Origin of the sequence: Xanthobacter aminoxidans, assembly GCF_043193615.1 — a bacterium.
Lineage (GTDB): Bacteria > Pseudomonadota > Alphaproteobacteria > Rhizobiales > Xanthobacteraceae > Xanthobacter > Xanthobacter aminoxidans.
In genome coordinates, this window is record NZ_JBAFUS010000002.1 from 1,053,127 (window position 1) to 1,079,728 (window position 26,602).

A 26,602-nucleotide genomic window follows, 5' to 3' on the forward strand; every position below is an offset into this window, starting at 1 on the left:
ACCATGGGAATTGCGCGCCGGTGCGCCGCGTTGCCTTTGTGCGGCGGACCGGACAATGATCCGCGCCCCGACCGGCAGCCGTAGGCGTATCGTGGGGGCGGGAACCGGAACAGGGACGCAGGCGTTCGCCCGCGTCCCAAGGGCTGCGTCGCGGAGGGCGCCATGCTGGAATGGATGAACCGGACGCTCAGCATTCTGAACAGCAATTTCGATGTGCCGGGCTGGGTCGTGCTCGCGGCCATGGTCATCGGGGCGGTGTTCGTCTTCGTGCTGTTCGTGCGGTCGGAGCCCAATGAAAACCCGCTGACCCTACTCGTGCTCATCGGCATCCTGCTGGGTGGCCTGTCGGTGGGCAGCGCCATGGTCAAGCAGATCATCCAGGCTGCCGCCATCTCGGAAGCGCGCTCGCTGGAATCCCGCGCCGCCGGCCTTGATTCCGCAGCCGCGCAGGCGCCGGCCCTCGGCTGCATCGGGGCGGATCCGTCCCTGACGGGGGTGTGCGAGGCGGTGTTGTTCGAGCGGCCGGACACGGTGGCCGCCGCCCGCGCCATGGTGCGCGCCCGCATGGCGCTGGTCGAGGACGCCTTCGAATTCGTGCGCCGCCGCAAGGCCGACTACCTGACCGAGCGGATCATCGCCTGGCGTCGGCCGCTGGAGCAGGACCCCTACGGCCTCGTCGCTTCCGCGCTGGTGGATTTCTCCGGCTGCACGGTGAGCTATTGTCCGCAGGCCGCGATCTTCGGCGATCCGACGCACATCATCGCCAACATGAACGAGGGGCGCTATGCCAGCCTCGTCAACAAATATACCCCGGTGTGGGAGCGCAACGCACGCAACCGCGGCATGACCGGGGGGCCGCCGCCGCGCACCGGCCCCTTCGGCATGCTGGTGACCCAGCCTGATCCGGCCCACCCGGCCCAGCCCGGTGCCCCGGGCGTTCCCGCTCCGGCCGCGGCGGCGCCAGCTCCGGCGGCGGAAGATCCTGACGTGATCGCGCCGCCTCCCAGCGCGCCGCTGCCGCCCGCCCGCCCGGCGCGCACCCCGGCCGCGCAGGCGACGCCCCCGGCCAATCCGGCCCCGCGTCCCGCCGCGCCCCGACCGCGTCCCCAGCCTGCGGCGCCGGCCGAAGCGGAACCCGCCGCCGAGGGCGCACCCGCCGCCCCGAACGGCCAATAGCGCGGGCGCGATGGCGCTCCACCTCATCAAGCTGTGCGTCGGCGCGACCTCCATCGCCGACCTCGAAGGCTGGATCGCCGACCGTGCCGATACCGCCCGGCGGGCCGGCGTCCCGTTCGAGCAGATCCACGTCACCCGCATGGTGCCGAGCCGCAAGGACGAGCTGATCGACGGCGGCTCGCTCTATTGGGTCATCAAGGGCGAGGTGGCGGCACGCCAGCGCCTGCTCGAGCTGCGGACCGTGGTCGATCCGGACGGGGTACGCCGCTGCGGCCTCGTGCTCGATCCCGCCGTCATCCGCGTGGAGCCGCGCCCCTCGCGTCCCTTCCAGGGCTGGCGCTACCTCACCGACCGGGAGGCGCCCCGCGATCTCGGCACCAGCGCCGGCGCCGCCGATCTGCCCGAAGCCCTCAGCCGCGAGCTGCGCGATCTGGGCCTTCTCTGAACGGAGTTGATGACGTTCGGTCATCTGCCGTTCAGGAAGCCTTCGCCATGGTCCGCCCCGAAACGCCAGGTGCCCCGCGCCCGGTGCCATCGAGGGAGATCCACATGACCATCCGCTTCGCGCCGGCCATATTCGCCTGTGCCGCCGGCCTGTGCGCGGCCAGCCTGACGGCGCCGGGCGCCGCGCTGGCGCAGCAGAGCCAGGCGCTGAAGGAGATTCCCGCCGACAAGGCGAAGCTCACCGGCGCCATGACGGTGGACTACAACTCCCGGTCCATGCGCTCCACCAGCGGCACCGATCTCTACGAGATCAGCGACCTCTCGGTCGCCGACCTGATGATTCTGAAGGGCTCGGTTCAGCGCACGCCGGGCAAGAGCCTCGTCTATTCCGTGAAGTTCGACGTCATCAATCCGTCCAACCCGTCTCAGGTGGCGCGGGAGGTGGCGATCCTGCGCGGCGACCTGCAGATCGACGCCAACGGCCGCTACATCCCCGATGCCGGCCGGCTGCGCATCGACGTGGTGAAGGGCAACCAGACCTCCTCGCCCTTCGGTGGCTCCATCCAGGGTCGCAATGTGACGCGCTGGTGGGAAGTGGCCGAGCAGTTCCGCCGGGCGCAGAAGGAGGCGGACAAGATCTATTCCCGCATGGTCGACGGTAAGGTGGTGTCGATCCAGGTGAAGAACCCCGATCCGCTGCGCTTCGAGCGCACCCAGCTTGCGGCCGGCCCCTTCTCCTTCCTCCCGGACGTACGCGTCTCCGGCAACCTCGACTACGACTACGAGCTGGGCAACTGGCTGACCGACGCCAATGGCGTGACCTTCGCCTACACCGTCGCCGACAAGTCGTTCACCGACCGCGTGTCCGGCTCGATCCGCTATGTGGAGGAGAACGGCAACTTCACCGACAAGGCCGGCAAGAAGAAGCCCTATACCGGTTATTACGAGTACAATCTGCGCTGGAACGAGCAGGCGGTGAACACCGACCAGTCCTTCTTCGACGCCAGCGCAGCGCAGGCGCAGTCCGACGCCTTTTTCTCGTCCGCCGACCAGTCGAAGCCCGGCCTCTACGGCCGCGTCTTTTACAACGACAGCGAGGACGCCTGCAAAAGGGTGAAGGGCGACAACGGCCGGGACAAGTGCGTCGGCCCCACCCGCTCGGAAGTCACCTGGGACCTCAAGGCCGAGAAGCTGACCTACGCGCAGCTCGCCAACTGGGTGAAGCTGGAGATGCTCATCCTCGGCCCGCTGACCGACGAGTGAGCTTGGGTGAAGGGGAGGGGGCGCCCCTCCCCATTCACTCCAGAACCGCGGCCTTGAGCAGGCAGACCATGAAGGCGCGGGCAGGCGCGCCGCTTCGGTTGCGGATGACGTGGCGGCGGTCGCAGCGGTAGCGCACCGTCTCGCCTTCCTTCACCGTCTCCACCTGGCCCGCGACGTCCACTTCCAGCGTGCCGGATATGACCGTGAGGCATTCCACGGACCCGCGCTGGTGCCCGTCCGAATCGAGCTCCCCGCCGGGCGCGGCCTCCATGTCGTAATACTGGAGCCACTCCACCGTCTTGATCCAGCCGATGATGGACAGGCGCACCAGCCCGTCCTCGGAGAGAAGGATCGGCGTGTCGGCGCGGGAGAGCTTCTCCACAAAGGGCGCATCGTCGGAGGAGGCGAGCACCCGCTCCACCGACATGTCGAGGGCCTGCGACAGGCGCCACACGGTGGCCAGCGTCGGATTGGTCTCGTTGCGCTCGATCTGGCTGATGATGGACTTCGCCACGCCGGACTGCTCGGCAAGGTCCGACAAGGAGAGGTTGTAGGCCTTGCGCAGGCGCTGGATGGTCTTGCCCAGCTGCCCGGTAATCACCTGCGCGCCGGTTTCGAGAGAGCTGCCCCCGCGTTCCCTGACGGCCATGCCCCAATATCCTTTCAACCGAACGAGCGTTCGCTTCAGCGGACGTTACCGTCCGGGCGCGCGGGAGGGAAGGGGACATAAGGCAAAGGGGCGTTTTTCCGCGTTCTAGTTGCGCCAGAGCTGGAAGAAGTGATGCACCGGGCCGTGGCCGGCGCCCACGTCGAGGCGGTCGGCGGCAGCGATGGCGCCGGTGATGTAGGTCTTGGCCTTCTCCACCGCATCAGGCAGGCCGAGCCCGGCGGCGAGCCCCGCGGCGATGGCGGACGACAGGGTGCAGCCGGTGCCGTGGGTGTTCCGGGTGGCATGGCGCGGGGCGGTGAAGCGCTGCGTACCGGCTGACGTGACGAGGAGGTCCACGCTCTCCGGCCCCTCGCCGTGTCCGCCCTTCATGAGAACGGCACGGGCGCCGAGCGCCAGCAGGGCCGCGCCCTGGCGCTGCATCTCCTCTTCCGTGTGCGCGGCCTCAAGGCCGAGCAGCGCGCCGGCCTCCGGCAGGTTCGGCGTGATGAGATCGGCGGCGGGAATGAGGATGGTGCGCAGGTCGTTCAGCGAATCGTCGCTCAGGAGCCGCGCCCCGGACGCCGCGACCATGACCGGATCGAGCACCACCGGCCGCGCCTTGTGGCGCTTGAGCCCCTCCGCCACCGTGCGGATGGCGCCCGGGCGCGACAGCATGCCGATCTTCACCGCCTTCACCGCGAGATCGGAAAACACCGCATCCATCTGCGCGGCGATGAAATCGTCCGGCACATCGTGGATGGCGCTGACGCCCGTCGTGTTCTGCGCCGTGAGCGCGGTGATGACGCTGGCGCCGTAGACCCCCAGCGCGGAGAAGGTCTTCAGGTCCGCCTGGATGCCGGCGCCGCCGCTCGAATCCGAGCCGGCGATGGTGAGGGCGATGGGAATGGGCCGGCTCATGGACGCGGTGAGGCTCCGGTGGGGCAGGGATGATCGAGCCGCCACCCTTGCCAGTCCCGGCGGATTTGTCCACCTTGGCGCGGCCCGCGAGGGCCTTCCGATCCCGCCGCCAGCGGAGCACGCCGTGGTTCCCTTCTTCGTCCAGATCAAATGCCAGCTCGGGAAGTCCTACGAGGTGGCTGATGCCCTCGCCAATGCGGAGATCGCCTCCGAGATCTATTCCACGGCCGGTGAGTTCGACCTGCTGGTGAAGTTCTATGTGGAGCCCGGCACCGACATCGGCCACTACGTGAACCAGAAGGTGCAGACCATTCCGGGTATCCAGGACACCCGCACCATCATCACCTTCAAGGCCTTCTGACGCGCCTTCGCGCACCGTTTCCAAGCCATCATTCGGGCCGGCCGGAACGAACGCAGCGGAAGCTGCGGGCGCGAAGCCGCGCGTCCAGTACATCACGCGCTTCGCGGGGATTGATCGCGGAGGCCGCATGCATTACTCAAGGATAAGTCGGTGGTATTCAAGTATTGAATGCTTCTAAAGTGAGCCGCGACCCTCAGCATTGGTTGTGGCCCGCGCCCGGATCTGGAGCGATTCAAAATGAACAGGTACGAACACGGGAGCGCTCATCTCGATAACGACAAGGTCGGTGGCGAGTGGACCTATCGTCCCGCGGATGAAACCTGCCGGACCATCCCCATGGTGGACGCGCAGCTCGACAGCCGGGACCTGTTCGCGGCCGGGCGGCTGGTGACGATCGCCCATGGTGAGCACACGTATCAATTGCGGCTCACGGCGCAGAACAAGCTGATCCTGACCAAATAGCGCAGCCGACGCTTCGATCCCATCCGACGCCGCGGTCCGCCTTGAGCTTGGCCGGTGCCATTCCTTCGCCGCGTTTGCTCTTCATGAGGAGGCGCCCCGGCGGAAGGCGGCTTTCGCGCACGACCGTCCGGTCCTTTTCGGCACGGGCGTTTCTGCTATTGTCCGCGCCCAATTCGAGCGGATCCAGACCGAAGCATGGCCATCTCACAGCCCGCATCCGACGACCGGCGGGCGTTCGATCTTGACCTGCCGCAGCGCCTCGTGGGGATCCTCGACACGGCGTCGGCGCGTCATGGCCGTGCCGTGCTGCTGCTGGTGGTGGTCGCCCTCATCACGTTTCTGCCGGGCTTCTTCAGCCTCCCGCCCGTCGATCGCGACGAGGCGCGCTTCGCCCAGGCGACGAAGCAGATGCTGGAGAGCGGCAATTACGTCGATATCCGCTTCCACACGCAGGTGCGGTACAAGAAGCCGATCGGCATCTACTGGTTGCAAGCCGCGGCGGTGAAAGCCGGCGAGGCGGTGATCGGGCCGTCCGCCCGGACCTCCATCTGGCTCTATCGCCTGCCGTCGTTGGTCGCCGCCATCGGCACCGTGCTGCTCACCTACTGGACGGCCCTCGTCTTCCTCTCCCGACGCGGCGCGCTGTTCGCATCCCTCATGATGGCGGGATGCGTGCTGCTGGGGGTGGAAGCGCGGCTTGCCAAGACCGACGCGGTTTTGCTCTTCACCATTCTCGCCTGCTTCGGGGCGCTGGCGCGGGCCTATGTCCGCCCGCCCGAGGCGCGTCAGGGCGACTGGACCCTCGCCTTGATCTTCTGGACCGCCCTTGCGGCGGGAATCCTCGTGAAGGGGCCGGTGGCTCCGCTGTTCATCGGCCCCGCCATCGCCGCGCTCGCCGTCGCGGACCGCTCCGGCGCCTTCCTGCGGCCGCTGAAGCCCCTTGCGGGCCTGCTGTGGTGCCTGTTGCTGGTGCTGCCGTGGTTTGTCGCCATCTACCTCCTCACCAACGGCGCCTTCTACCAGCTGGCCGTCGGCGTCGACATGATGGGCAAGGTGGCCGAGGGCGCGGAAGGCCACTGGGGCCCGCCGGGCACCTATTTCCTCGCTGCATGGGGCACGTTCTGGCCGTCCATCGTGGTTGCCGCAATGGCGGCGCCCTATGTCTGGCGCCACCGGCGCGGGCGGGCGGAGCGCTTTCTCCTGTGCTGGCTGGTGCCAAGCTGGGTGGTGTTCGAGATCGCCGTCACCAAGCTCCCGCACTATGTGCTGCCAGTCTATCCGGCGCTGGCGATCCTCTCGGCCCTCGTCGTCGAGCGGGGCGGGCTGGTTCAGGCGGGCTCGCGACTGGCCGGGCTGGTGTGGATCTGGCCGGGGCTCGCCATCGTGGTCACGCTTGGGCTGGGCGGAGCCTACCTCTATTTCGGCAGCGGCTTCGGCCTCGCTGCGTGGCCGCTGCTGCTGCTGGGCGCCATGCTTCTGTGGTGGGCGGCGAGGGCGTTCCCGCGGGTCGGCATCGAGGGGGCGTTCCTCACTGCCCTGGCCGGCGCCATGGTGCTCTATCTCGCCGTCTGGCAGACCATGCTGCCGCAGATGCGGGCGCTGTGGATTTCCGAGCGCCTCGCTGCCGTGGTGAAGCAGCAGGGCTGCCCGGCCGCCAAGGTCGCGTCCTTCCCCTATCAGGAGCCGAGCCTCGTCTTCCTGGTGGGGACGCAGATCAACTACGTCCTGCCCAACGAGGCGGCGGCGCTGCTGAAGAAGGGCGGCTGCGCCCTCGCCTTCATGGATGCGCGCTTTACCCCCGCCTTCGAGCGGCACGCGGGCCTGCTCGCCCTGAAGTATCACGCGGTCGCGACCATCTCCGGCTTCACCTACAACGGCGGGCGACCCACCTCCATCACGGTATTCCGCTCCGATGAGGCCGCCCCGTGAGCCCGGAGGCCGGCACCGGCGCGGCTCCGTCCGGTTCGTTCGCCGCAGGCTTGCGGTGGGTGGGAGAAGCCGTGCGCCTGCTCCTCATCTCCATCGGACGCGCGCTCGCCTATCTGCGCGGGCGCCGCATCGGCGTGCCGCGCCCGCACCTCGGCTTTCTCGGGCGCTGGGAGGCGCTGGCGCTCGCGGCGCTGACGGTCGGCGTGGTCGCCGCACTGATGCTGCTGGTTGACCCGCTCACCCTCGGCCTCAGGCTCAAGGCCCCGTCCTGGCTCGTCGTCATGAGCGATCGTGTCACCGACCTCGGCTTTAGCGGGGTGGTGCTGTGGCCGCTCGGCATCGGCCTCGCCTATGCGTTGATGCTCACCCACGCGGGTGACGAGATGACCCGGCGGATCGCCGCCAGCGTCGCCGCGCGCCTCGGCTTCCTGTTCCTCGCCATTGCGCCGGTGGGGCTGCTGGTGGCCATCGTCAAGCACAGCCTCGGCCGGGCCCGCCCGCACGCCGCCATGCACATCAAGGGGCCGAGCCCGGAGATGACGTTCGATGTCATGATCTGGAAATCGAGCTTCGCCTCATTCCCTTCGGGCCATGCCACCACCACCTTCGCGGCCGCGGTAGCGTTCGCCGCATTGTTCCCGCGGGCGCGGACGATCCTCCTCGTGGCGGCCTTTCCCATTGCCGCCACCCGCATCGTGCTCAGCTCCCATTATCCGAGCGACGTGGTGGCCGGCGCGGTGCTGGGGACCGCCGCCGCCTTGTGGACGGTCAAGCTGTTCGCTGCCCGCCGCGTCGTCTTCGCGGTTGACGCGGGCGGGACGATCGTGCCCATGGCGGGGCCGTCCGCGCGACGGCTCGCGCGGCTCCTCGCTCCCGTCAATCCCGCGCGGGCTGGAGCATCCCTCCCGCCGCCGCAAGACATGAGCACAGCCGTTCCAGCCCAAGAGGCGAGACCTTGACTTCCCTTTCTTCCGAAACCCCTTCGGCCCCGCGGCTGTCGGTGGTGATCGCCGTCAAGGACGAGGCGGACAACGTGCTGCCGCTGATCGAAGAGATCGATGCGGCGCTGTCGTTCGAACCGTTCGAGCTGATCTTCGTGGATGACGGCTCCACCGACGCAACCCTCGCCAATCTTCGGCTGGCGCAGCAGACGCGGCCCTATCTGCGAATCGTGGTGCATGCGAAGGCCTGCGGGAAGTCGGCCGGCGTCGAAACCGGCGCGTGGGCGGCCAGGGGCGACCTTCTCCTGCTGCTCGACGGCGACGGCCAGAACGACCCCGCCTATCTGCCCGAGATGGTCCGCGTCATGGACGCGGGCGGGCCAAGCATCGGCATGGTGCAGGGCGAGCGTCAGGGGCGCAAGGACACCGGCTTCAAGCGCTTCCAGTCGCGCCTCGCCAACCGGGTCCGCCGCTCTCTGCTCAACGACGGCTCGCGCGATACCGGCTGCGGCCTCAAGGTGGTGCGACGGGAGGTGCAGCTGCGCCTGCCCATGTTCGACGGCCAGCATCGCTTCATGGCGGCGCTGGTGCGGCGCGACGGCCATGAGATCCTCACCGTGAAGGTGGTGGATCGCGAGCGCTGGCACGGCGTATCGAAGTACGGGTTCTGGAACCGCCTGGGGGTCGGCATCATCGACATGTTCGGCGTGTTCTGGCTGGTCCGCCGTCGCCGCCCGCCGAAAGTGGTGGAGCGCGGCTGATGGTCTATTACCTGTCGCAGATCGGTCGCTACATGACCGAGGTGTTCATCGACCAGTTCGACTGGTGGGTGGCGCTGGGCCTGGTGGCGCAGTTCATGTTCACCATGCGCTTCGTGGTGCAGTGGATCGCCAGCGAGCGCGCGCAGCGCTCGGTTATCCCCTTTGCGTTCTGGACCTTTTCCCTTGGCGGCGGCTCGCTGCTGCTGGTCTATGCCATCTACCGTAAGGACCCGGTGTTCATCGCCGGGCAGGCGCTCTCCACCTTCATCTACATCCGCAATCTGCAGTTCGCCCTGCGCGAGCGGCGGGCGAACCGGGCGGTGACGTAGGCCGCGTCTTTCCAAGCCGCAGCAGGGCCGAAATCGCAACCGACCCAAGCTCCGGCCCTCCGGTGAGGCCGGAGGGCCGCGGCATATCGCGGGAAGTGCCTTCGCCTCAGTGCAGGATCTGGCTGAGGAAGAGCTTGGTGCGCTCGTGCTGCGGGTTGGAGAAGAAGGCGTTGGGCTCGTTCATCTCCACGATCTGCCCGGCATCCATGAAGATCACCCGGTTCGCCACCTGGCGGGCAAAGCCCATCTCATGGGTCACGCACAGCATGGTCATGCCGTCCTGGGCGAGGGAGACCATGGTGTCCAGCACCTCCTTCACCATTTCAGGGTCGAGGGCGGAGGTGGGCTCGTCGAACAGCATGATGCGGGGGCGCATGCAGAGCGCGCGGGCGATGGCCACGCGCTGCTGCTGGCCGCCGGAGAGCTGGCCGGGATATTTGTGGGCCTGGTGCGGGATCTTCACCTTCTCGAGGAAGTGCATCGCCAGATCCTCGGCCTCCTTCTTCGGCATCTTGCGCACCCACATGGGGGCAAGCGTGCAGTTCTCGAGGATGGTGAGGTGCGGGAACAGGTTGAAGTGCTGGAAGCACATGCCCACCTCGCGGCGCACCTCGTCGATGCGCTTGAGGTCGTCGGTCAGCTCGATGCCGTCCACCACGATACGGCCCTTCTGGTGCTCCTCCAGACGGTTGATGCAGCGGATGAGGGTGGACTTGCCCGAGCCGGACGGGCCGCAGATGACGAGGCGCTCGCCCCGCTCCACGGTCAGGTTCACGTCCCTGAGGACGTGGAAGTCGCCGTACCATTTGTTCACGCCGGTCATCTCGACGGCGATCTTGGGGGCGGTGGCCTCGTCGGCGGCGATGATGGGATCTGCGCTCACGTGTGTTGCCCCTCTCAGTGCCGGTGCGCCCGGTCGAGGCGCTTTTCCAGCGCCATCGAGTACCGGGACATGCCGAAGCAGAAGACGAAATAGATGATTCCGGCGAAGCCGAAGCCAGTGAACAGGGTGGTGGGCGAGGCCCAGTTGGGATCGGTGAAGGCCGCCCGCATGGAGCCGAGCAGGTCGAAGATCGAGACGATCAGCACCAGCGTCGTATCCTTGAACAAGCCGATGAAGTTGTTGACGATGCCGGGGATCACCAGCTTCAGCGCCTGCGGCAGCACGACGAGGCGCATCATCAGCCCCGACCTGAGGCCCACCGCCATGGCGCCCTCATACTGGCCCTTGGGAATGGCCTGCAGGCCGCCGCGCACCACCTCCGCCATGTAGGCCGAGGCGAACAAAGCGACACCCACCAGCGCCCGCAGCAGTCCGTCGATGGTGAAGCGGCCGGGCAGGAACAACGGCAGCATGTAGGTGGCGAAGAACAGCACGGTGATGAGCGGCACGCCGCGCCAGAACTCGATAAAGATGATGCACAGCCACTTCACCAGCGGCAGGCGCGAGCGCCGGCCGAGGGCGAGGAGGATGCCGAAGGGCAGGGACACGGTGATGCCGGTGACGGCGATCACCAGCGTCACCAGCAGGCCGCCCCACAAGCGGGTCTCGACCTGCGGCAGGCCGGTGTCGATGTCCACCGCCAGCAGCACCACGGCAAGGACGCCGAGCACGCTGAGCGTCGTTTGCGCCGCCGAGCGTCCGCCCTCCGGCCCCGCAAGGAAGCGGGAGATGCCGTAGGCGATGGCCGTCAGTAGGACGGTGGAGAGGACGTAATCGATCCAGAAGCCGATCCGCAGGCCCTGCGCGCCGCCGATGGTGGAGAAATCGACGCCGAGCCAGCCGAGGACGAAGCGCTGGAGATCGAGGTTGCCGCCGGTGAGCAGCACGAAGGCCACCACCGGATAGACGCCGAAGAAGAGAATCGCGTTGAGCCTCTTGTAGGGCAGGCTCTGGATCAGCAGCGGCAGCAGCAGGATGGCGCCGAGCCAGTAGACCACGTTCACCCGCCAGCGCTCGCTGGCCGGGTAGAAGCCGTAGATGAGCTGGTCGAGCTTGGCCCAGATGAAGGGCCAGCAAGCGCCCACCGGCCGCCCGAGCTTCTCGGCGAGGCAGGCATCTCGGTTCGTGCCGGTCCACACCGCATCGATGAGGAAGAATTTGATGAGCGGCGGCACCGTCACATAGAGCAGCCAGATGCCGAACAGGGTGAGCAGCACCTGCGGCACCGAACCGAACAGATGCTGGCGGGCCCACAGGATGGGGCCGCGGGTCGCGACCGGGGCCGGCTGCGGCTCGTGGAACGCCGTCGAGACGAAGGGCGTCGCGGGGGTGATGGACGGGCGGGGGGCGGAGATGTCCGTCATATCACCGCTCCACCAGCGCGACGCGCTTGTTGTACCAGCCCATGATCGTCGAGGTGACGATGGAGATGGTGAGATAGACCGCCATGATGATGGCGATGATCTCAATGGCCTGGCCGGTCTGGTTCAGCGTGGTGCCGGCGAACACGGCGAACAGGTCAGGATAGCCCACCGCGACGCCCAGCGACGAGTTCTTGGTGAGGTTGAGATACTGGCTGGTCAAAGGCGGCACGATCACCCGCATGGCCTGCGGGATGATGACGAGGCGCAGCGTCGGCCCGTTGCGCAGGCCGAGCGAATGGGCCGCCTCGGTCTGGCCCTTGGACACGGCAAGGATGCCCGAGCGCACGATCTCGGCGATGAAGCCGCCGGTGTAGATGGACAGCGCCAGCAGCAGCGACACGAATTCGGGGATGACGCGCAGCCCGCCGACGAAGTTGAAGCCGCGCAGCTCCGGCTTCTCGACGCCGACCGGGAAGCCCATCGCGGCGGAGGCGAGGAGCGGCAGCACGATGATGAGGCCGAGCGAGGTCCAGAAGACGGGGAAGAAATGCCCGGTCGCCTCCCGCCGCTTCTTTGCCCAGCGGCCGAGCAGGAAGCTCAAGATCAAGGCGGCGATGAGGGCGTAGAGGATGGCCATGGAGCCGTCCTCGAAGATCGGGCGCGGCACCACGAGGCCGCGGTTGTTCACGAACACGCCCGGTGCGGCGAGGGTGGCGGCATAGGTCGAGAGCGGGCCGCCGAGGAAGCCGAGGCCGATGGAGGACAGGCCCGAGCCGATGGCGCCGAGCAGCGGTTGCAGCCCGAAGCCCCAGCTTTGGCGCGGGCCGGGCAGGGTGGCCAGCACGGCGAGGTACCAGAACATGATCTGGAACAGCGGCGGCAGGTTGCGGGTGATCTCCACATAAGCGGAGGCCAGCGCCTTGATGACCACGTTCTTCGACAGCCGGGCCACACCCATCAGGAAGCCGATGAGGGTCGCGAGGATGATGCCGAGGAAGGCCACCAGCAACGTGTTGAGCAGCCCCACCAGGAAGGCGCGGCCGTAGGACATGGATTCGTTGTAGGGGACCAGCGACTGGCTGATGGCGAAGCCGGCGCGATTGTCGAGGAAGCCGAAGCCTGAGGCGATGCCGAGCCTGGAGAGGTTGGACTGGGCGTTGGAATAGAACGACCACAGCAACCAGAGGAGAATGACCGCGACGGTGATCTGGATCACCTGGGACCGCAGCTTGGGATCCGTCCAGGACCAGCGACGGCCCCGTGGCCGCGGCGGCGCGGCAGGGCTGACTTCAGACATGAAACCCCCGAAAGCTCAGGCCTTTGGCCTGTGTTCTTGGTGGCGGAGGGCACGATGCCCGCGTCCTCCGCCCCGTCTTCAAGCCAAGTTCTCAAGCAAGGCGTGGGCCATCAGGCCCCGGGGTGCGCTCAGCGCACCGGCGGGCCGTACTGGATGCCACCCTTGGTCCAGAGGTTGTTGAGGCCGCGCTCGATACCGAGCGGGGTGGCGGGGCCGACATTGCGGTCGTAGATCTCGCCGTAATTGCCGGTCGCCTTGATGATGCGCACCACCCAGTCGGGGGTGAGGCCGATGCCCTCGCCATACTTGCCGTCGGTGCCGAGCAGGCGCTTGATGTCCGGATTCTCGGACTTCACCATCTCGTCGACGTTCTTCTGGGTGATGCCCAGCTCTTCCGAGTTCAGCAGCGCGAAGTAGGTCCACTTCACGAGGTCGAACCACTGGTCGTCGCCGTGGCGCACCAGCGGGCCGAGGGGCTCCTTGGAGATGGTCTCGGGCAGCAGCACGTGGTCGGCCGGGTTGGTGAGCTTAAGGCGCACGGCGGCGAGCTGGGACTTGTCCGAGGTGAACACGTCGCAGCGGCCGGATTCATAGGCCTTCACCGTCTCGTCGAGGGTCGCGAAGGCGATGACCTCGCGGTACTTCATGTTGTTGGCGCGGAAGTAGTCGCCCACATTCAGCTCGTTCGACGTGCCGGTCTGCACGCAGATGGAGGCTTCCTGCAGCTCCTTCGCGGACTTCAGGCCCACCGACTTGCGGATGAGGAAGCCCTGGCCGTCGTAATACATCACGCCGGCGAAGTTGAAGCCGAGGGTGGTGTCGCGCGACATGGTCCAGGTGGTGTTGCGCGACAGCACGTCGATGGCGCCCGAGGTCAACGCCGTGAAGCGGTCCTTGGCGGAGAGGGGGGTGAACTTCACCTTGGTGGGATCGTTGAAGATGCCGGCGGCGATGGCGCGGCAGAAGTCCACGTCGAGCCCGCTCCATTCATTCTTGTCGTTGGGGCTGGAGAAGCCGGGCAGGCCCTGCGTCACGCCGCAGTTGAGGGCGCCTCTCGCCTTCACGTCGTCGAGGGTCGCGGCCTGCACGGCACCGGCCAGCGACAGAAGTCCTGCTGCTGCGAGGAGGATGCGTTTCACGGAAGGTTCCTTTTTTCGCGACGACGAGCCCTGCCGCGGCCGCCTCCCGCCGCGATCCGGCACGAGATGGCTCGACGGACGGATCAAGGCCGTCTATCCCGCCCATCACAACCCCTCACAGCGGAGCGGTCAATAGCGGCCGGCCGGTCGCAAGCTGCCGTGACCACAGGAGATGCGCATGTCGGACGCAAGCAGGGATGACCACGGGCCAGACGGAGCGTCAGGCGAGGGGCGGGGCACGGCCACCAAGATTGTCCATGCCGGCCGCGATCCCCGCCGCTTCGATGGATTCGTGAACACCCCGGTGGTGCGCGGCTCCACCGTGCTCTACCCAAATTACGACGACCTCATTCACCATCGCGCGCGCTACACCTACGGCCGCCACGGCAATCCCACCAGCGAGAGCCTTCAGGTGGCGCTCACCGCGCTGGAGGGCGGCGACGGCGTGGTGCTCACCCCGTCCGGCCTGTCGGCGGTGACGACGGCACTGCTTGCGGTCGCCGGCAGCGGCGATCACGTGCTCGTGGTGGACAGCGTCTACCGGCCCACCCGCAATTTCTGCGACGGGCTCTTCGCCCGCCTCGGCGTCGAGACCACCTATTACGATCCCCTGATCGGTGCGGGCATCGCGGCGCTGATCCGGCCGAACACCAAGGCCATCTTCCTGGAGGCGCCCGGGTCCCAGAGCTTCGAGATGCAGGATGTGCCGGCCATCGTCGCGGTGGCGAAGGCGCGCGGAATCACCACTCTTATCGACAACACCTGGGCGACGCCGGTCTTCTTCAAGCCCCATGCCTTCGGCGTGGATATCTCCATCCAGTCCGGCACCAAATATATCTGCGGCCACGCGGATGTGAGCATCGGCACCATCTCCGCCATCGGCTCCGCCCTCGGCAAGGTGCGCTCCACCTACAGCGCGCTGGGCATGACGGTCGGTCCCGACGACATCGCGCTCGCCGCCCGCGGCCTGCGCACGCTGGCGGTGCGGCTCGCCCACCACCAGAAGGCGGGGCTGGAGATGGCCGAGTGGCTGGCCGCGCGGCCGGAAGTCTCGCGCGTGCTGCATCCCGCCCTGCCGTCCGATCCCGGCCATGCCATCTGGAAGCGCGACTTCTGCGGCGCCAGTGGCCTGTTCAGCCTCATCCTGAAGCCGGTGCCCGAGAAGGCGGTCGCGGCCTTCTTCGATGCGCTGACGCTGTTCGGGATGGGCTATTCCTGGGGCGGCTACGAGAGCCTCGCCATCCCCTTCGACTGCAAGGACTACCGCACCGCGACGCGGTGGGAGGTGGAAGGCCCGGCGGTGCGCGTGCACATCGGGCTCGAGGACACCGCCGACCTCAAGGCCGACCTGGACCAGGCCTTCGCCCGTATGCGCGAGGTGGCCGCAGGCTAGAAGCCTTCGCCGGCGCCACGGGGAAACCCATGGCGCCGGGAAGCGTTCTCCCAACGGAACACAACACCGTCAGGAGAACGCCATGCAAGATCCGAAGGAAGCCCGCGAGGACGTGGAATTCCACCGCACCGATGGCCGCACGGTGGACGGGGCGCCGGTGAAGACGGCTGCCAAGGCTAGGCAGGGCGTCACATCCGGACGCATGCTCATGGTCCTGTCCGTCGGCCTCGCATTGGTCGTGATCGGCTTTGCGGCAAGCTACATGGGCGCGGTCTAGACCGCCGCCCATGGGCGTCACACCGGGATGTTGTCGATCAGCCGGGTCTGGCCGAGCCATGCGGCGGCGAGCAGGCGGATGGGCTCCTTGGCATCCTTGAGCGGCGCCAGGGTCTCGGCGTTGCGGGCCGCCACATAGTCGACCTTGAGGCCGAGCGCGGAGATCATGCCGGAGGCGGTATCCACCGCCGCCTGCGGCTCCGTACCCGCGCGAATCTGCTCGGCGGCGCGTGTGAGCGCGGCGTAGATCACGGGAGCGATCTTGCGTTGCTCCTCGTCGAGATAGGCGTTGCGGGAGGAGAGGGCGAGTCCATCCTCCTCGCGGATGGTCGGCACCGGCACCACCTCGACGCCGAGATCGAGATCCTTCGACAGCCGCGTCACCACCTTGAGCTGCTGGTAGTCCTTCTCGCCGAACATGGCGTAGTCGGGCGCGCACTGGATGAAGAGCTTGCCCACCACGGTCGCCACGCCGCCGAAGAAGTGCGGGCGGAAATCCGTCTCCAGCCCTTCGGAGGGGCCGCCCACGCTGATGCGGGTGGCAAAGCCCGCCGGATACATCTCGGTCGACGTGGGCGCATAGACGAGATCGACGCCGACTTCGGCGAGCTTGGTGAGGTCCGCCTCCAGCGCACGGGGATATTTGTCGAAATCCTCGTTCGGGGCGAACTGGGCCGGATTGACGAAGATTGACACGACGGTGCGGCCGGCGCGTTCCCGCGCCTTCTCGGCGAGCGCCATGTGGCCCACATGGAGCGCGCCCATGGTCGGCACCAGCGCCACCTTGGAGCCCTCGGCCCGGAAGCCGGCCACCGCCGACCTCAGTTCGCGCACCCGGCCCACAACCCTCGGCAAAGTCGCCATCGTCCCATCCCCTCGATACGGCGCCCGGCCGCTGGGGGGTGCAGATAGGCCCTGGGCCGGTCCGCTTCAAGCCATTGCCGCCGTCCGGCCGGTCGGGCGAGGGCCTTGGTGCGCCGTTCGATGCGGCTTATGTGTGGGAACAGAGAGGAACGCATGGCCACGCGCGACGACAGCAAGGGGAAACTGGCGGAAACCAAAGCCGCCGGATCGGTTCCGGTTTCCGGTTCGGCCGAGGTGGAGGCGTTCCTGGCCGCGGCCCGCAGCATGCCGCCGGCCCGACCCGCGGATGGCCGCGGTCGGCTGTCCTTCGCGCTCGATGCCACCGGTTCGCGCCAGCCCACTTGGACGCTCGCGTGCGACATCCAGGCGGACATGTTCGCCTCTGCCGCCGCCCATGGCGGGCTCGACATGCAGATCGTCTATTATCGCGGACAGGATGAGTGCCGCGCCTCCCCCTTCGTGCGCGATGCCGCGACGCTGGGCGGGCTGATGCGGCGCATCTCCTGCATGGGCGGCCTCACCCAGATCAACCGCATCCTGGGCCATCTCGGCAAGGAAGCCGAGCGTTCGGGGCTGCGCGCCGCGGTCTTCGTCGGCGACGCGGTGGAGGAAGACCCGGCGGTGCTGAAGGAGGCCGCGGGGCAGCTCGCCCTGCGCGGCGTGAAGCTGTTCATGTTCCAGGAAGGCCACGATGCGCGCGTGGAAGACGTCTTCCGCGGCCTTGCGCAGGTCACAGGTGGCGCGTGGTGCCGGTTCGACCCCTCGGCCCCCGGCGAGCTTCGCCAATTGCTCGCGGCGGTCGCCGCCTATGCGGCCGGCGGCCAGATGGCGCTAACGTCCCGCCGCGACGACGGCGCCCGGCGCCTCATCGCCGCCATGGGCCGCTGACCGGTGGCGTTTCGCCCGTCTTTCGAAACCATCCCGCCGGCGCAGGGGCGCGGCGACCCGATCCGGAGTTCCGCGTGATTAGCCTTGTCGCCGGTGCGTTGCTGTTGCTGATCGGCCTCTATGGCCTTTCGGTCTGGACCAAAGCCGATCCGAAGGCCCTCATCGCCGCCATGATGCGGACGCTGGCCTATGCCGCCCTTCTCGGCGCCGCAGGCGCTCTGGTGACAGGGCGGATCGGCATCGCGATTCCGCTCGGGGCGGTGGGCATCGCCCTCCTGGGGCGGCTCGATCCGCAGGGGATCGGCGGTTATCTCGGCGGGCTATTCAAACGGCGGGGCGCACCGAAAACCTCGGGCGTGCGCACCGCGATGATCGAGATGGAACTGGACCATTCCACCGGAGACATGCGGGGAACGGTGCTTGCCGGGGTCCATGCCGGGCGGCGTCTGGAGGAGCTGGACATCCCCTCCCTGGTCGCGCTGCGCCCGCAGTGCGATGCGCAGTCGCTCGCCTTACTCGAAGCTTATCTCGACCGCCGGGCGCCCGCCTGGCGTGAGAACGCACAGGGAAACGCGGGTGCGGGGGATATGGGCGGAGGCGGTGGCCTGGACGCTGCGATGCCCGAGGAGGAGGCCTATCAGATCCTTGGCCTTCAGCCGGGCGCGAGCGCGGAAGCTGTCCGCGCGGCGCACCGCTCCCTCATGAAGAAGCTCCACCCCGATCATGGGGGCTCCGATTATCTCGCGGCGAGGATCAACCGAGCGAAGGACGTGATCTTGCGCAAGCATCGCTGATTCTCTGTCAGAACTTCAATTCCTGATAGGCATGCAGTCGAAATCGTTACGCTTGAGTAAACGACAAGCTTCCTTGGCCGACTTCTCATCGAACCCGGCAAAGCGGGCGCGGTAAAGTTCGGTCGAACCCTTGGTCACCTTCTCGGTGTAGGGGTCGGCACCGGCCAGCGCCGACTTCACCCGCGTGCGGGCGGCATCGAGCTTGGTGCGGGCCGCACGCTCGGCATCGAACGCGCCGATCTGGATGCTCCAGCCGGTCTTGGCGGAAGCCGGCACGTGGCTGCGCTGGGAGGGGGCAGCGGCAGGCGCGGGCTGGGGCTCAGCCACCGGGGCGAGGGAGGCCGTGCGCACCGGCTTTGCGGCCTGCTGGACCGCCTGCGGGTTGGCGCGGTTGTCCACCACGCCTTCACGGGCGGCGCGCAGGGCGCGGGCATAGGGATCATCCGGCTCCATGGCGGCGATGCGCGCGGCGCGCATCGCCTGCTCGGCGGCTGCGTCATGCGCGCCGAGCCGTGAATTGTCCTTGCCCGACGGCGGGCTGGCCGGAGAGGGCACATCGGTGCGCGCGGCGACCTGCTGCGGCTTGGCGTGGGCCCGGCCCTCGGCCGCGGCGGTCGCGGCGGCGGCTGCCGGCGACTGGGCAAGGCGGGAGGGGCCGAGATAGCCGAGGACGCCCGAGGGAGCGGAGGTGAACTGGGTGTTGGAGGCCACCTGGACCGGGGCGGGGGCGGCGGCAGGCGCCGCAGCCACGTTAGCGGCGATGGGCTTCTGGATGGCGACGGTCTTCACGGCCACCGGCTTGATGGGCTCGGCCGAGCCGGGCTTCACCTGGGGCAGGGGAGCCGAAGGCGCTGCGGCGGCGACGGTCTGATTGGCCGTGCGCGCGGCGGGCTTGGCGGAGATGGAGGCGGTGGTGGTCGGCTCGGCGTTGGCCTCGACCACGGCCGGCTTCGGCAGCGGCGCCACCGCATGGGGCTGGACGTCGTCGCGGGCGGCGACGATGGGCATGGGCGCGTTGAAGGTGCCGGGCTTGCTGATGGAGAAGGCGTTGTCGGCCACTTCGGTGATCTTCGGCGCGATGCGGCCGCCGGCATAGGCGGTGGGCAGGTTCTGGCTGATGAGGCTGGTCATCCGCGCGTCGCGCGAACCGCCGCTGGAGCCGCCGAGCACGACGCCGACGAGATAGCGTCCATCCCGCTTCACCGAGGTGACGAGATTGTAGCCCGAGGCATTGGTGTAGCCGGTCTTGATGCCGTCCACGCCGTCGATCCGGCCCAGCAGGCGGTTGTGATTGCCGATGGCCTGCCCGCGATAATAGAAGGTGCGGGTGGCGAAGTACTTGTATTGCTTGGGGAAGCGCTCCTGGATGGCGCGGCCGAGGATGGACAGGTCGCGGGCCGTCGTCACCTGGTTCACGTTCGGCAGGCCGGAGGCATTGCGATAGACTGTGCGGCTCATGCCGAGGGCGTGGGCCTTCTCGGTCATCGCCTCGGCGAAGGCGGACTCGGAGCCGGCGAGATTTTCCGCGATCACCACCGCCACGTCGTTGGCCGAGCGGGTGACGATCGCCTTGATGGCGTCTTCCACTTCAATGCTCTGGCCGGGCTTCATGCCGAGCTTGGAGGGCTGCTGCGACGCTGCCTTCGCGGATACCTCCAACTTGCTGTCAAGGCGAAGGTTTCCGGCCTCCAGCTGCTCGAACAGGAGGTAAAGCGTCATGATCTTGGTGACTGAGGCAGGATGTCGCAGGGCGTCCGAATTTTCCTCGTACAGCACCTTGCCGGTATTCCCGTCCACGATGATGGCGGCGGAGCCGTAGCGCCAGCGACCACCGTCCGGGTCCGCAGCGGCAGCGGTCTTGGTATTGGAGGACGGCTTCGACTTGGATGCGGACTTCGACGCGGACTTGGAGGACGACTTCGCGCTGCGCTCCACCTGCGTCTTCTTGCGCGGCTTCGCGTCGGCCACCGTTGCCGTCAGGGAGAAGGCCGCAAGCACCGCAAGGGCAAGGGCTTTCGAGCAATGTGGCAGACCGCCGCGAGCGTAACGCATGTACTTTTGTCCCGTGTCGCTGGTCGCAGACGCCGCCCCTTTTCCGGAAGACCGATGTGACAGGGAAGCCTTGTGAGAGGCTTGTGCGTCGCACCGGAGGTCCAGGGAAGCGACCAGTGCCTGACCCTAAAAACGCGGAGTTACCAAGGCGTAAACCGGGCGCCTCTGCCATATTGTGCGGTGCACCATATCGCTTGACTTTCGTTGTGCAGTGCATAATATCCACAACTGAGCGGAGGCATAATCCACTCGACGCTAGGCCGGCGCGTTTGCTGGCGCGAAAGGGGACATCCAATGGTTCAGGGCGCTGAAGAGCTCCAGAAGCTCAGCAAGGACAATGTCGAAGCCGCGATGAAGAGCTTCGGCACGCTTTCCAAGAGCGCGCAGGCGATCGCGGTGGAAATCGCCGATTACACCAAGGCTTCCTTCGAGCAGGGCACCGCTGCCCTCGAGAAGCTGCTCGGTGCCAAGACCCTCGAGCAGGCCATCGAGATCCAGCAGTCCTACCTCAAGACCGCCTACGAGGGCGCCGTCGCCCAGGCGACCAAGCTCGGCGAGCTCTACACGGAGCTGGCGAAGGAGAGCTACAAGCCCTTCGAGACCTCCTTCGGCAAGTTCGGCCGCTGAGGCAAATTCCTCAGGCTTGCGGCCTGAGGCTCGCCCCGTCCGGCGCGCAGCACTGCGTGCCGGGGGCTGGATGATCCCGCGAGGCCGGCCCGTCAGGGATGGCCTCCCGGTTCCGCGCCGGGGGCTCGTATCGCGTCGCGCCCCGGCGCCCCCATCTGTGACGACCCGGTCGCGCCCGATCCCTGACCGCGCATCAATGCGCCGCATGCGGGATATGCGCACCTGACCTTGCGCTCGTCAGCATTGCTCCCGACATAGAAGCCGACCGAACGTCCATACGGTCGCATGCGCTTGGTGTCCTCCTTGCGCACTGCGGTACTGGCGCGGACGCATCGATTTTTCTATGATTGCCAGCCGTCAGGGGCTGCGCCGAGGCTCCGGCTTGCCGCCGGAGATCGCGACAGGGCGCGAGGATCATGAAGCACGTTTTCCATCCGTCTCATCCGGCTGGCGCCCATTCTGCCCGCGTGATGCCCACGCGCGTGCTGCCGCGCGCCATGGCGGGCGAGCCGCCGCGCAAGGGCGACGGACCGGGTACGGCCGTCATCACCCGCACCAAGCCCCAGACCAAGCGGCCGAGCCTTTATCGCGTGCTGCTGCTCAACGACGACTACACGCCCATGGAGTTCGTGGTGCACGTGCTCGAGCGGTTCTTCAGCAAGAACCGGGACGAGGCGAACCGCATCATGCTCCACGTCCACCACCACGGCGTCGGCGAATGCGGCGTTTTCACCTACGAGGTCGCCGAGACCAAGGTGACTCAGGTGATGGATTTCGCCCGCAAGCATCAGCATCCGCTTCAGTGCGTGATGGAAAAGAAGTGAGCCGCAGCAGGCGGCGTTCAGACTTCCCGCAGAAAAAGTGATCGTGCCCCGACCCGGGCGGAAGTTCGGGCCGGCGGGGCGTTGTGCCGTCGTCAAGCGGAATTCGGCGGCGGGCCCGCGCGCTTTCCTTTCGCCGAGGGACTTGCGCACTGCGGCATCCAGTACGAAGTTTGTGTGAATGGTGCACGTGCTCCGGATCTGGGGGAAGATTCCGAAAGTCCGGTGCGACGCGCGAAAGAGGTGTCGATGCCTACATTCTCACGCAGCCTCGAACAGTCGCTCCATCGCGCTCTGGCCCTCGCGAACGAACGCCACCACGAATACGCGACTCTCGAGCACCTGCTTCTCTCGCTCGTCGATGATCAGGATGCGGCCGCCGTCATGCGCGCCTGCAACGTCGACATGGAGAAGCTTCGTCGCAACCTCATCGAATATGTCGACACCGAGCTGGAAAATCTCGTCCAGTCCGGCTCCGACGATTCAAAGCCCACGGCCGGTTTCCAGCGCGTTATCCAGCGCGCAGTGATCCATGTCCAGTCCTCGGGCCGCGAGGAGGTGACGGGCGCCAACGTGCTCGTCGCCATCTTCGCCGAGCGCGAGAGCCATGCCGCCTATTTCCTGCAGGAGCAGGACATGACGCGGTACGACGCGGTCAACTACATCTCCCACGGCATCGCCAAGCGCTCCGGCATGTCCGAGAGCCGCCCCGTGCGCGGCGCCGAGGAGGAGACCGAGACCAAGTCCGGCGACGACAAGCAGAAGAAGGCCGACGCGCTCGACGCCTACTGCATCAACCTCAACAAGAAGGCGCATGAGGGCAAGATCGATCCCCTCATCGGCCGCGACAGCGAGATCACCCGCACCATCCAGGTGCTCTGCCGCCGGCAGAAGAACAACCCGCTGTTCGTGGGCGATCCGGGCGTCGGCAAGACCGCCATCGCCGAGGGTCTTGCCAAGCGCATCAACGACGGCGAGGTGCCGGAGGTGCTGGCCACCGCCACCGTCTTCGCCCTCGACATGGGCGCGCTGCTCGCCGGCACCCGCTATCGCGGCGACTTCGAGGAGCGCCTCAAGCAGGTGGTGAAGGAGATCGAGGCCTATCCCAACGCGATCATGTTCATCGACGAGATCCACACGGTCATCGGTGCCGGTGCGACCTCGGGCGGCGCCATGGATGCGTCCAACCTGCTGAAGCCGGCGCTCGCCTCGGGCTCGCTCCGCTGCATGGGCTCGACCACCTACAAGGAATACCGCCAGTATTTCGAGAAGGACCGCGCCCTGGTCCGCCGCTTCCAGAAGATCGATGTGGCCGAGCCCACCGTGCCGGACGCCATCGAGATCCTGAAGGGGCTGAAGCCTTACTTCGAGGACTATCACAAGCTGCGCTACACCAACGACGCCATCAAGGCGGCGGTGGAGCTGTCGGCCCGCTACATCCATGACCGCAAGCTGCCGGACAAGGCGATCGACGTGATCGACGAGTCGGGTGCGGCCCAGATGCTGCTGCCCGAGGCCAAGCGCAAGAAGACCATCGGCCTCAAGGAGATCGAGGCGACCATCGCCACCATGGCGCGGATTCCGCCCAAGACCGTCTCCAAGGACGATGCGGAGGTGCTGGCCAACCTGCAGACGACCCTCAAGCGGGTGGTCTATGGGCAGAACAAGGCCATCGAGGCGCTCTCCGCCTCCATCAAGCTGGCCCGTGCCGGCCTGCGCGAGCCGGAGAAGCCCATCGGCTGCTACCTGTTCTCCGGTCCCACCGGCGTCGGCAAGACGGAAGTGGCCAAGCAGCTCGCTTCCATCCTGGGCGTGCAGCTCCTGCGCTTCGACATGTCGGAGTACATGGAGCGCCACACCGTGAGCCGCCTCATCGGCGCGCCTCCCGGCTATGTGGGCTTCGACCAGGGCGGCCTGCTGACGGATGGTGTGGACCAGAACCCGCACTGCGTGCTGCTGCTGGACGAGATCGAGAAGGCCCATCCGGACCTCTTCAACATCCTCCTGCAGGTGATGGACCACGGGAAGCTGACCGACCACAACGGCAAGCAGATCGACTTCCGCAACGTGATCCTGATCATGACCACGAATGCGGGTGCGGCGGATCTGGCCAAGGCCGCCTACGGCTTCACCCGCAGCAAGCGCGAGGGCGACGATTCGGAGGCCATCAACCGGACCTTCGCGCCGGAGTTCCGCAACCGCCTCGACGCGGTGATCCCGTTCGGCCACCTGCCGCCCGAGGTCATCACCCAGGTGGTGGAGAAGTTCGTGCTCCAGCTGGAGGCCCAGCTCGCCGACCGCAACGTCACCATCGAGCTTTCCGACGAGGCGGGCGCGTGGCTGGTGGAGCGCGGCTACGACGAGCAGATGGGGGCGCGGCCCATGGCCCGCGTCATCCAGGAGTTCATCAAGACTCCGCTGGCGGACCTCGTGCTGTTCGGCGCGCTCAAGAATGGCGGCCACGTGCGCGTGGTGGTGGAGGGCGAAGGCAGGGAGTCGAAGCTCGGCTTCGAATTCCCCGAAGGCCCCGTCACCCCCAAGCCGGAAAAGATCGTCCCGGCCCCCGCCAAGCGCCGCAAGCCGGCGGCCAAGTCGAAGGCCAAGCCCACCCCCAAGGGCAAGGGCCCGAAGGGCGGGCCGGCCGGTGGTCCGGGCCGCTCCGGCAGCCCGGTGCCCAAGCTGCCGCTGGTCAAGGCCTGACGGCTTCCCGATCAAAAAGAAAGAGGCGGCTCTCGGGCCGCCTCTTTTCGTTTCAGGATCAGGAATTGCGCGGCTATTCCGCCGCCTCGCCGTTCTTGAGGCTGCCGCCGTGCAGCTTCTTCAGCTTGGCCTTCAGCGCGGCCGGCGGCGGCGCGTAGATGAAGCCGAAGGAGACGCAGCCCTCCTTGCCCTCCACCGCATGATGCAGCCGGTGCGCCTGAACGAGCCGCTTGAGATAGCCGTTGCGCGGCACGTAGCGGAACGGCCAGCGCTGGTGCGTGATGCCGTCGTGGACGAAGAAATACAGGAAGCCGTAGACGGTCATCCCCACGCCCACCCACAGCAGCGGCCCGCCATTGCGATAGAAATAGATGAGCAGGATGGCGATGCCGGCGAACACGACGGCGTAGAGGTCGTTGCGCTCGAACACGCCTTCGCGCGGCTCGTGGTGCGACTTGTGCCAGCCCCAGCCCCAGCCGTGCATCACATATTTATGCGCCGCCCACGCCACGCCTTCCATGGCGGCGACGGTGAGGAGCACGATCGACGTGTTGACGAGGAAGGCGAGCGCGTTCGACATGGTTCTCCATCCGCTGCGGCAGAACGGGATATCCCCCAGGGCTGTCGCGGGCCTCGTCCTTATACAGCATCACCCGGTCCGTGGCGCACTGTGCAAGATCAACTGGCAAGATCAACTGCGCGCGCCCGGGCCCTGCCGCGGAGCCGACCATGACCGTCGATCGCAAGAAGACCTTCACGCCGGAAGAGGTGGCGGCCCACCTGGCCGCCGAGCTGCCCCATTGGCGCTACGAGGACGGCTGGATCAAACGCACCTACAAGACCAACAGCTGGAAGGGCACGCTGATGGTCATCAACACCGTCGGCCATCTGGCGGAGGCGGCGTGGCACCATCCCGACCTCACCGCCTCCTACGCATGGGTGGAAGTGCGGCTCCAGTCCCACGACGCCAAGGGCATCACCGTGCGCGATCTCGCCCTCGCCAAGAAGATCGAGGAGGTGGTGCAGTGGCAGCCCGGTGCCGGCGAGGATGCGCCGCTGGAGGGCACGCCCCAGCACGATCTGCGCTTTTCTTACATCAAGTACGACTGATCCCGGCGCGCTCCTTGCTTCATCCCGGGGATGGAGGAGAGCGTGTCGGTAACCGCCCCAGACGCCGACGGCATTGAAGCGCCGCCCGACGACGCAGCCGCTGTTGCGGCGCCGGTGCTCGATTTCTCGGGCGGCGTCCGCTTCGATCCCGCGCGGATCATGGAAGGGGAGGTGGGCGAAGGGGAGGGCGCTTCCGCCTCCGCCAGATGCGCTGCCCTCCTGACGGACCATTCCTTCGGCGACGTGGCCCGCTTCTTTGCCGATCGCGCGACGGCGTGGCGTGGGGCGGTCGAGACCATCCGTCTCCACCACCGCACGGCGGGGCGGCCCAAGCGGCGGGAGATCGTCGTGGTCTCCGACGACCCGCGGCTTCCCCCGGCGCTCGCGCAGGATGCGGGCGTGCGGCGCATCCCGGAGGACGAAGCGGCCATCGAGGCCGCCATGGGGCCGAACGTGGCGGCGCTGCTGCTCGCGCCCGCCGCCATAGATGCCGGCCTGCGCTTCCTGCCGGGCTTCCTCCTCGCGGCGGCACGGCAGGCGGCGGATGAGTATGGCGTCGTGCTGATGTTCGACGAGACCGACGCCGGCCTCGGGCGCACGGGCATGGCCTTCGCCCACGAATGGCGCGGCGTGGTGCCGGATGTGATGGTCATCGATGGGCTGCCGGGCAAGGCCGAGGAGGGGGAGGGGGCTTCGGCACTGGTGCTCAACGCCCGTCTGGCCCGCAGCCTGCCCTCCGGCCTGCCGCTGCTGGACGAGGATGCAGCTTCCGGTCTGCTGCCGGTCCTCGCGGCCGCTTTTGCGCCCGGCTTCGAGACGCGGGTGCAGGAGATAGGCTGGAAGCTGGAGGACCGTCTCGCCACCCTGCGCTGGCGCCGGCCGGATCTGTTCACCGACACCACGGGCACCGGCCTCGTTCAGGGGCTGGTCTGCGCCGGGCCGGCCGTGCCTCTGGCGGAGGCGTTAGCCGCCCAGGGGCTTCTCGCCCGGCCGCTCGGCAATGTGCTCGCCATGCTGCCGCCGCTGACCGTGACCGAGGCGGAGATTGCAGCGGCGGGCGATATTCTGGATGCGGTGGTGGCAGCAACTTCGACCGCCTGA

General features: G+C 67.5%; 27 protein-coding genes. 18 read left to right on the forward strand and 9 right to left on the reverse strand.

What is annotated here, in order from left to right; all coding sequences use genetic code 11:
- The first annotated feature begins 162 nt into the window (after positions 1–162).
- The 3 genes from V5F74_RS13935 to V5F74_RS13945 all read left to right on the forward strand — a co-directional run bounded on the left by V5F74_RS13935 (position 163) and on the right by V5F74_RS13945 (position 2,883).
- Positions 163–1,176 (forward strand): hypothetical protein, encoded by a 1,014-nt coding sequence (locus V5F74_RS13935; RefSeq protein ID WP_394008629.1) that lies wholly within the window; start codon positions 163–165, stop codon positions 1,174–1,176.
- A gap of 10 nt (positions 1,177–1,186) precedes the next feature.
- A complete protein-coding gene (locus tag V5F74_RS13940; RefSeq protein ID WP_394008631.1) occupies positions 1,187–1,621 on the forward strand; it encodes a DUF1489 family protein in 435 nt (144 codons plus the stop codon).
- Positions 1,622–1,725: 104 nt separating this feature from the next.
- Positions 1,726–2,883, forward strand: a complete 1,158-nt coding sequence (locus V5F74_RS13945) for a hypothetical protein (RefSeq protein ID WP_394008633.1) — start codon at positions 1,726–1,728, stop codon at positions 2,881–2,883.
- Between the two features lie 34 nt (positions 2,884–2,917).
- On the opposite strand, the gene V5F74_RS13950 is transcribed toward V5F74_RS13945, so the two are convergent.
- Positions 2,918–3,532: a helix-turn-helix domain-containing protein gene (locus tag V5F74_RS13950; protein ID WP_250165749.1), complete on the reverse strand. Its 615-nt coding sequence runs from the start codon at positions 3,530–3,532 to the stop codon at positions 2,918–2,920.
- Positions 3,533–3,637: 105 nt separating this feature from the next.
- Positions 3,638–4,450: a bifunctional hydroxymethylpyrimidine kinase/phosphomethylpyrimidine kinase gene (thiD, locus tag V5F74_RS13955; RefSeq protein WP_394008635.1), complete on the reverse strand. Its 813-nt coding sequence runs from the start codon at positions 4,448–4,450 to the stop codon at positions 3,638–3,640.
- A 124-nt stretch (positions 4,451–4,574) separates the two neighbouring features.
- On the opposite strand from thiD, the gene V5F74_RS13960 reads away from it, so the two are divergent.
- From V5F74_RS13960 to V5F74_RS13985, 6 genes are all read left to right on the forward strand, one after another.
- Complete coding sequence (locus tag V5F74_RS13960; RefSeq protein ID WP_024278840.1) at positions 4,575–4,811, forward strand: Lrp/AsnC ligand binding domain-containing protein; 237 nt, start codon at positions 4,575–4,577, stop codon at positions 4,809–4,811.
- A gap of 237 nt (positions 4,812–5,048) precedes the next feature.
- Positions 5,049–5,273 carry a hemin uptake protein HemP gene (gene hemP / locus V5F74_RS13965; RefSeq protein ID WP_394008637.1) on the forward strand — a complete coding sequence of 75 codons (225 nt, stop codon included), beginning with the start codon at positions 5,049–5,051 and terminating at the stop codon, positions 5,271–5,273.
- A gap of 195 nt (positions 5,274–5,468) precedes the next feature.
- A complete protein-coding gene (locus V5F74_RS13970; RefSeq protein ID WP_394008639.1) occupies positions 5,469–7,202 on the forward strand; it encodes an ArnT family glycosyltransferase in 1,734 nt (577 codons plus the stop codon).
- Positions 7,199–8,161 carry a phosphatase PAP2 family protein gene (locus tag V5F74_RS13975; RefSeq protein ID WP_051679270.1) on the forward strand — a complete coding sequence of 321 codons (963 nt, stop codon included), beginning with the start codon at positions 7,199–7,201 and terminating at the stop codon, positions 8,159–8,161. Before V5F74_RS13970 ends, V5F74_RS13975 begins: the two co-directional genes overlap by 4 nt.
- Positions 8,158–8,904: a glycosyltransferase gene (locus V5F74_RS13980; RefSeq protein WP_029558686.1), complete on the forward strand. Its 747-nt coding sequence runs from the start codon at positions 8,158–8,160 to the stop codon at positions 8,902–8,904. Before V5F74_RS13975 ends, V5F74_RS13980 begins: the two co-directional genes overlap by 4 nt.
- Positions 8,904–9,233, forward strand: a complete 330-nt coding sequence (locus tag V5F74_RS13985) for a lipid-A-disaccharide synthase N-terminal domain-containing protein (RefSeq protein WP_029558685.1) — start codon at positions 8,904–8,906, stop codon at positions 9,231–9,233. Before V5F74_RS13980 ends, V5F74_RS13985 begins: the two co-directional genes overlap by 1 nt.
- Before the next feature lie 106 nt (positions 9,234–9,339).
- Here V5F74_RS13985 and V5F74_RS13990 read toward each other — a convergent pair whose 3' ends face one another.
- The 4 genes from V5F74_RS13990 to V5F74_RS14005 form a co-directional block, all read right to left on the reverse strand.
- Positions 9,340–10,056 (reverse strand): amino acid ABC transporter ATP-binding protein, encoded by a 717-nt coding sequence (locus V5F74_RS13990; protein WP_155982441.1) that lies wholly within the window; start codon positions 10,054–10,056, stop codon positions 9,340–9,342.
- Positions 10,057–10,130: 74 nt separating this feature from the next.
- Complete coding sequence (locus tag V5F74_RS13995) at positions 10,131–11,540, reverse strand: amino acid ABC transporter permease (protein WP_029558683.1); 1,410 nt, start codon at positions 11,538–11,540, stop codon at positions 10,131–10,133.
- A gap of 1 nt (position 11,541) precedes the next feature.
- Positions 11,542–12,837, reverse strand: a complete 1,296-nt coding sequence (locus V5F74_RS14000) for an amino acid ABC transporter permease (RefSeq protein ID WP_029558682.1) — start codon at positions 12,835–12,837, stop codon at positions 11,542–11,544.
- 128 nt (positions 12,838–12,965) lie between these two features.
- Positions 12,966–13,976, reverse strand: a complete 1,011-nt coding sequence (locus tag V5F74_RS14005) for an amino acid ABC transporter substrate-binding protein (protein ID WP_024278849.1) — start codon at positions 13,974–13,976, stop codon at positions 12,966–12,968.
- A 178-nt stretch (positions 13,977–14,154) separates the two neighbouring features.
- Here V5F74_RS14005 and metC point away from each other — a divergent pair, with 178 nt between their 5' ends.
- A complete protein-coding gene (gene metC, locus V5F74_RS14010) occupies positions 14,155–15,369 on the forward strand; it encodes a cystathionine beta-lyase (protein WP_394008643.1) in 1,215 nt (404 codons plus the stop codon).
- Positions 15,370–15,451: 82 nt separating this feature from the next.
- Positions 15,452–15,646, forward strand: a complete 195-nt coding sequence (locus tag V5F74_RS14015) for a hypothetical protein (RefSeq protein ID WP_029558680.1) — start codon at positions 15,452–15,454, stop codon at positions 15,644–15,646.
- 17 nt (positions 15,647–15,663) lie between these two features.
- Here V5F74_RS14015 and panC read toward each other — a convergent pair whose 3' ends face one another.
- Positions 15,664–16,509 carry a pantoate--beta-alanine ligase gene (gene panC / locus V5F74_RS14020; protein ID WP_394008645.1) on the reverse strand — a complete coding sequence of 282 codons (846 nt, stop codon included), beginning with the start codon at positions 16,507–16,509 and terminating at the stop codon, positions 15,664–15,666.
- Between the two features lie 153 nt (positions 16,510–16,662).
- Here panC and V5F74_RS14025 point away from each other — a divergent pair, with 153 nt between their 5' ends.
- Complete coding sequence (locus tag V5F74_RS14025) at positions 16,663–17,397, forward strand: hypothetical protein (RefSeq protein WP_051679269.1); 735 nt, start codon at positions 16,663–16,665, stop codon at positions 17,395–17,397.
- Between the two features lie 74 nt (positions 17,398–17,471).
- Positions 17,472–18,191: a DnaJ domain-containing protein gene (locus tag V5F74_RS14030; protein WP_245279406.1), complete on the forward strand. Its 720-nt coding sequence runs from the start codon at positions 17,472–17,474 to the stop codon at positions 18,189–18,191.
- A 15-nt stretch (positions 18,192–18,206) separates the two neighbouring features.
- On the opposite strand, the gene V5F74_RS14035 is transcribed toward V5F74_RS14030, so the two are convergent.
- The gene (locus V5F74_RS14035; RefSeq protein ID WP_394008648.1) at positions 18,207–20,243 is read right to left on the reverse strand and encodes a serine hydrolase; all 2,037 of its coding nucleotides are present in this window, start codon (positions 20,241–20,243) and stop codon (positions 18,207–18,209) included.
- A gap of 294 nt (positions 20,244–20,537) precedes the next feature.
- On the opposite strand from V5F74_RS14035, the gene V5F74_RS14040 reads away from it, so the two are divergent.
- The 3 genes from V5F74_RS14040 to clpA all read left to right on the forward strand — a co-directional run bounded on the left by V5F74_RS14040 (position 20,538) and on the right by clpA (position 24,391).
- Complete coding sequence (locus V5F74_RS14040; protein ID WP_024278856.1) at positions 20,538–20,870, forward strand: phasin family protein; 333 nt, start codon at positions 20,538–20,540, stop codon at positions 20,868–20,870.
- A gap of 470 nt (positions 20,871–21,340) precedes the next feature.
- Positions 21,341–21,694: an ATP-dependent Clp protease adapter ClpS gene (clpS, locus tag V5F74_RS14045; RefSeq protein WP_394008927.1), complete on the forward strand. Its 354-nt coding sequence runs from the start codon at positions 21,341–21,343 to the stop codon at positions 21,692–21,694.
- 246 nt (positions 21,695–21,940) lie between these two features.
- Entirely contained in the window at positions 21,941–24,391 is a 2,451-nt protein-coding gene (gene clpA / locus V5F74_RS14050; protein ID WP_250165760.1) for an ATP-dependent Clp protease ATP-binding subunit ClpA, read from the forward strand.
- A 73-nt stretch (positions 24,392–24,464) separates the two neighbouring features.
- Here clpA and V5F74_RS14055 read toward each other — a convergent pair whose 3' ends face one another.
- The gene (locus V5F74_RS14055; protein ID WP_024278859.1) at positions 24,465–24,971 is read right to left on the reverse strand and encodes a sterol desaturase family protein; all 507 of its coding nucleotides are present in this window, start codon (positions 24,969–24,971) and stop codon (positions 24,465–24,467) included.
- 149 nt (positions 24,972–25,120) lie between these two features.
- Between V5F74_RS14055 and V5F74_RS14060 the strand changes: the two genes are divergently transcribed.
- Both V5F74_RS14060 and V5F74_RS14065 read left to right on the forward strand, forming a co-directional pair.
- A complete protein-coding gene (locus V5F74_RS14060) occupies positions 25,121–25,501 on the forward strand; it encodes a 4a-hydroxytetrahydrobiopterin dehydratase (RefSeq protein WP_250165761.1) in 381 nt (126 codons plus the stop codon).
- A 42-nt stretch (positions 25,502–25,543) separates the two neighbouring features.
- On the forward strand, positions 25,544–26,602 hold the full coding sequence (locus V5F74_RS14065; RefSeq protein ID WP_394008651.1) for an aminotransferase class III-fold pyridoxal phosphate-dependent enzyme: 1,059 nt from the start codon (positions 25,544–25,546) through the stop codon (positions 26,600–26,602).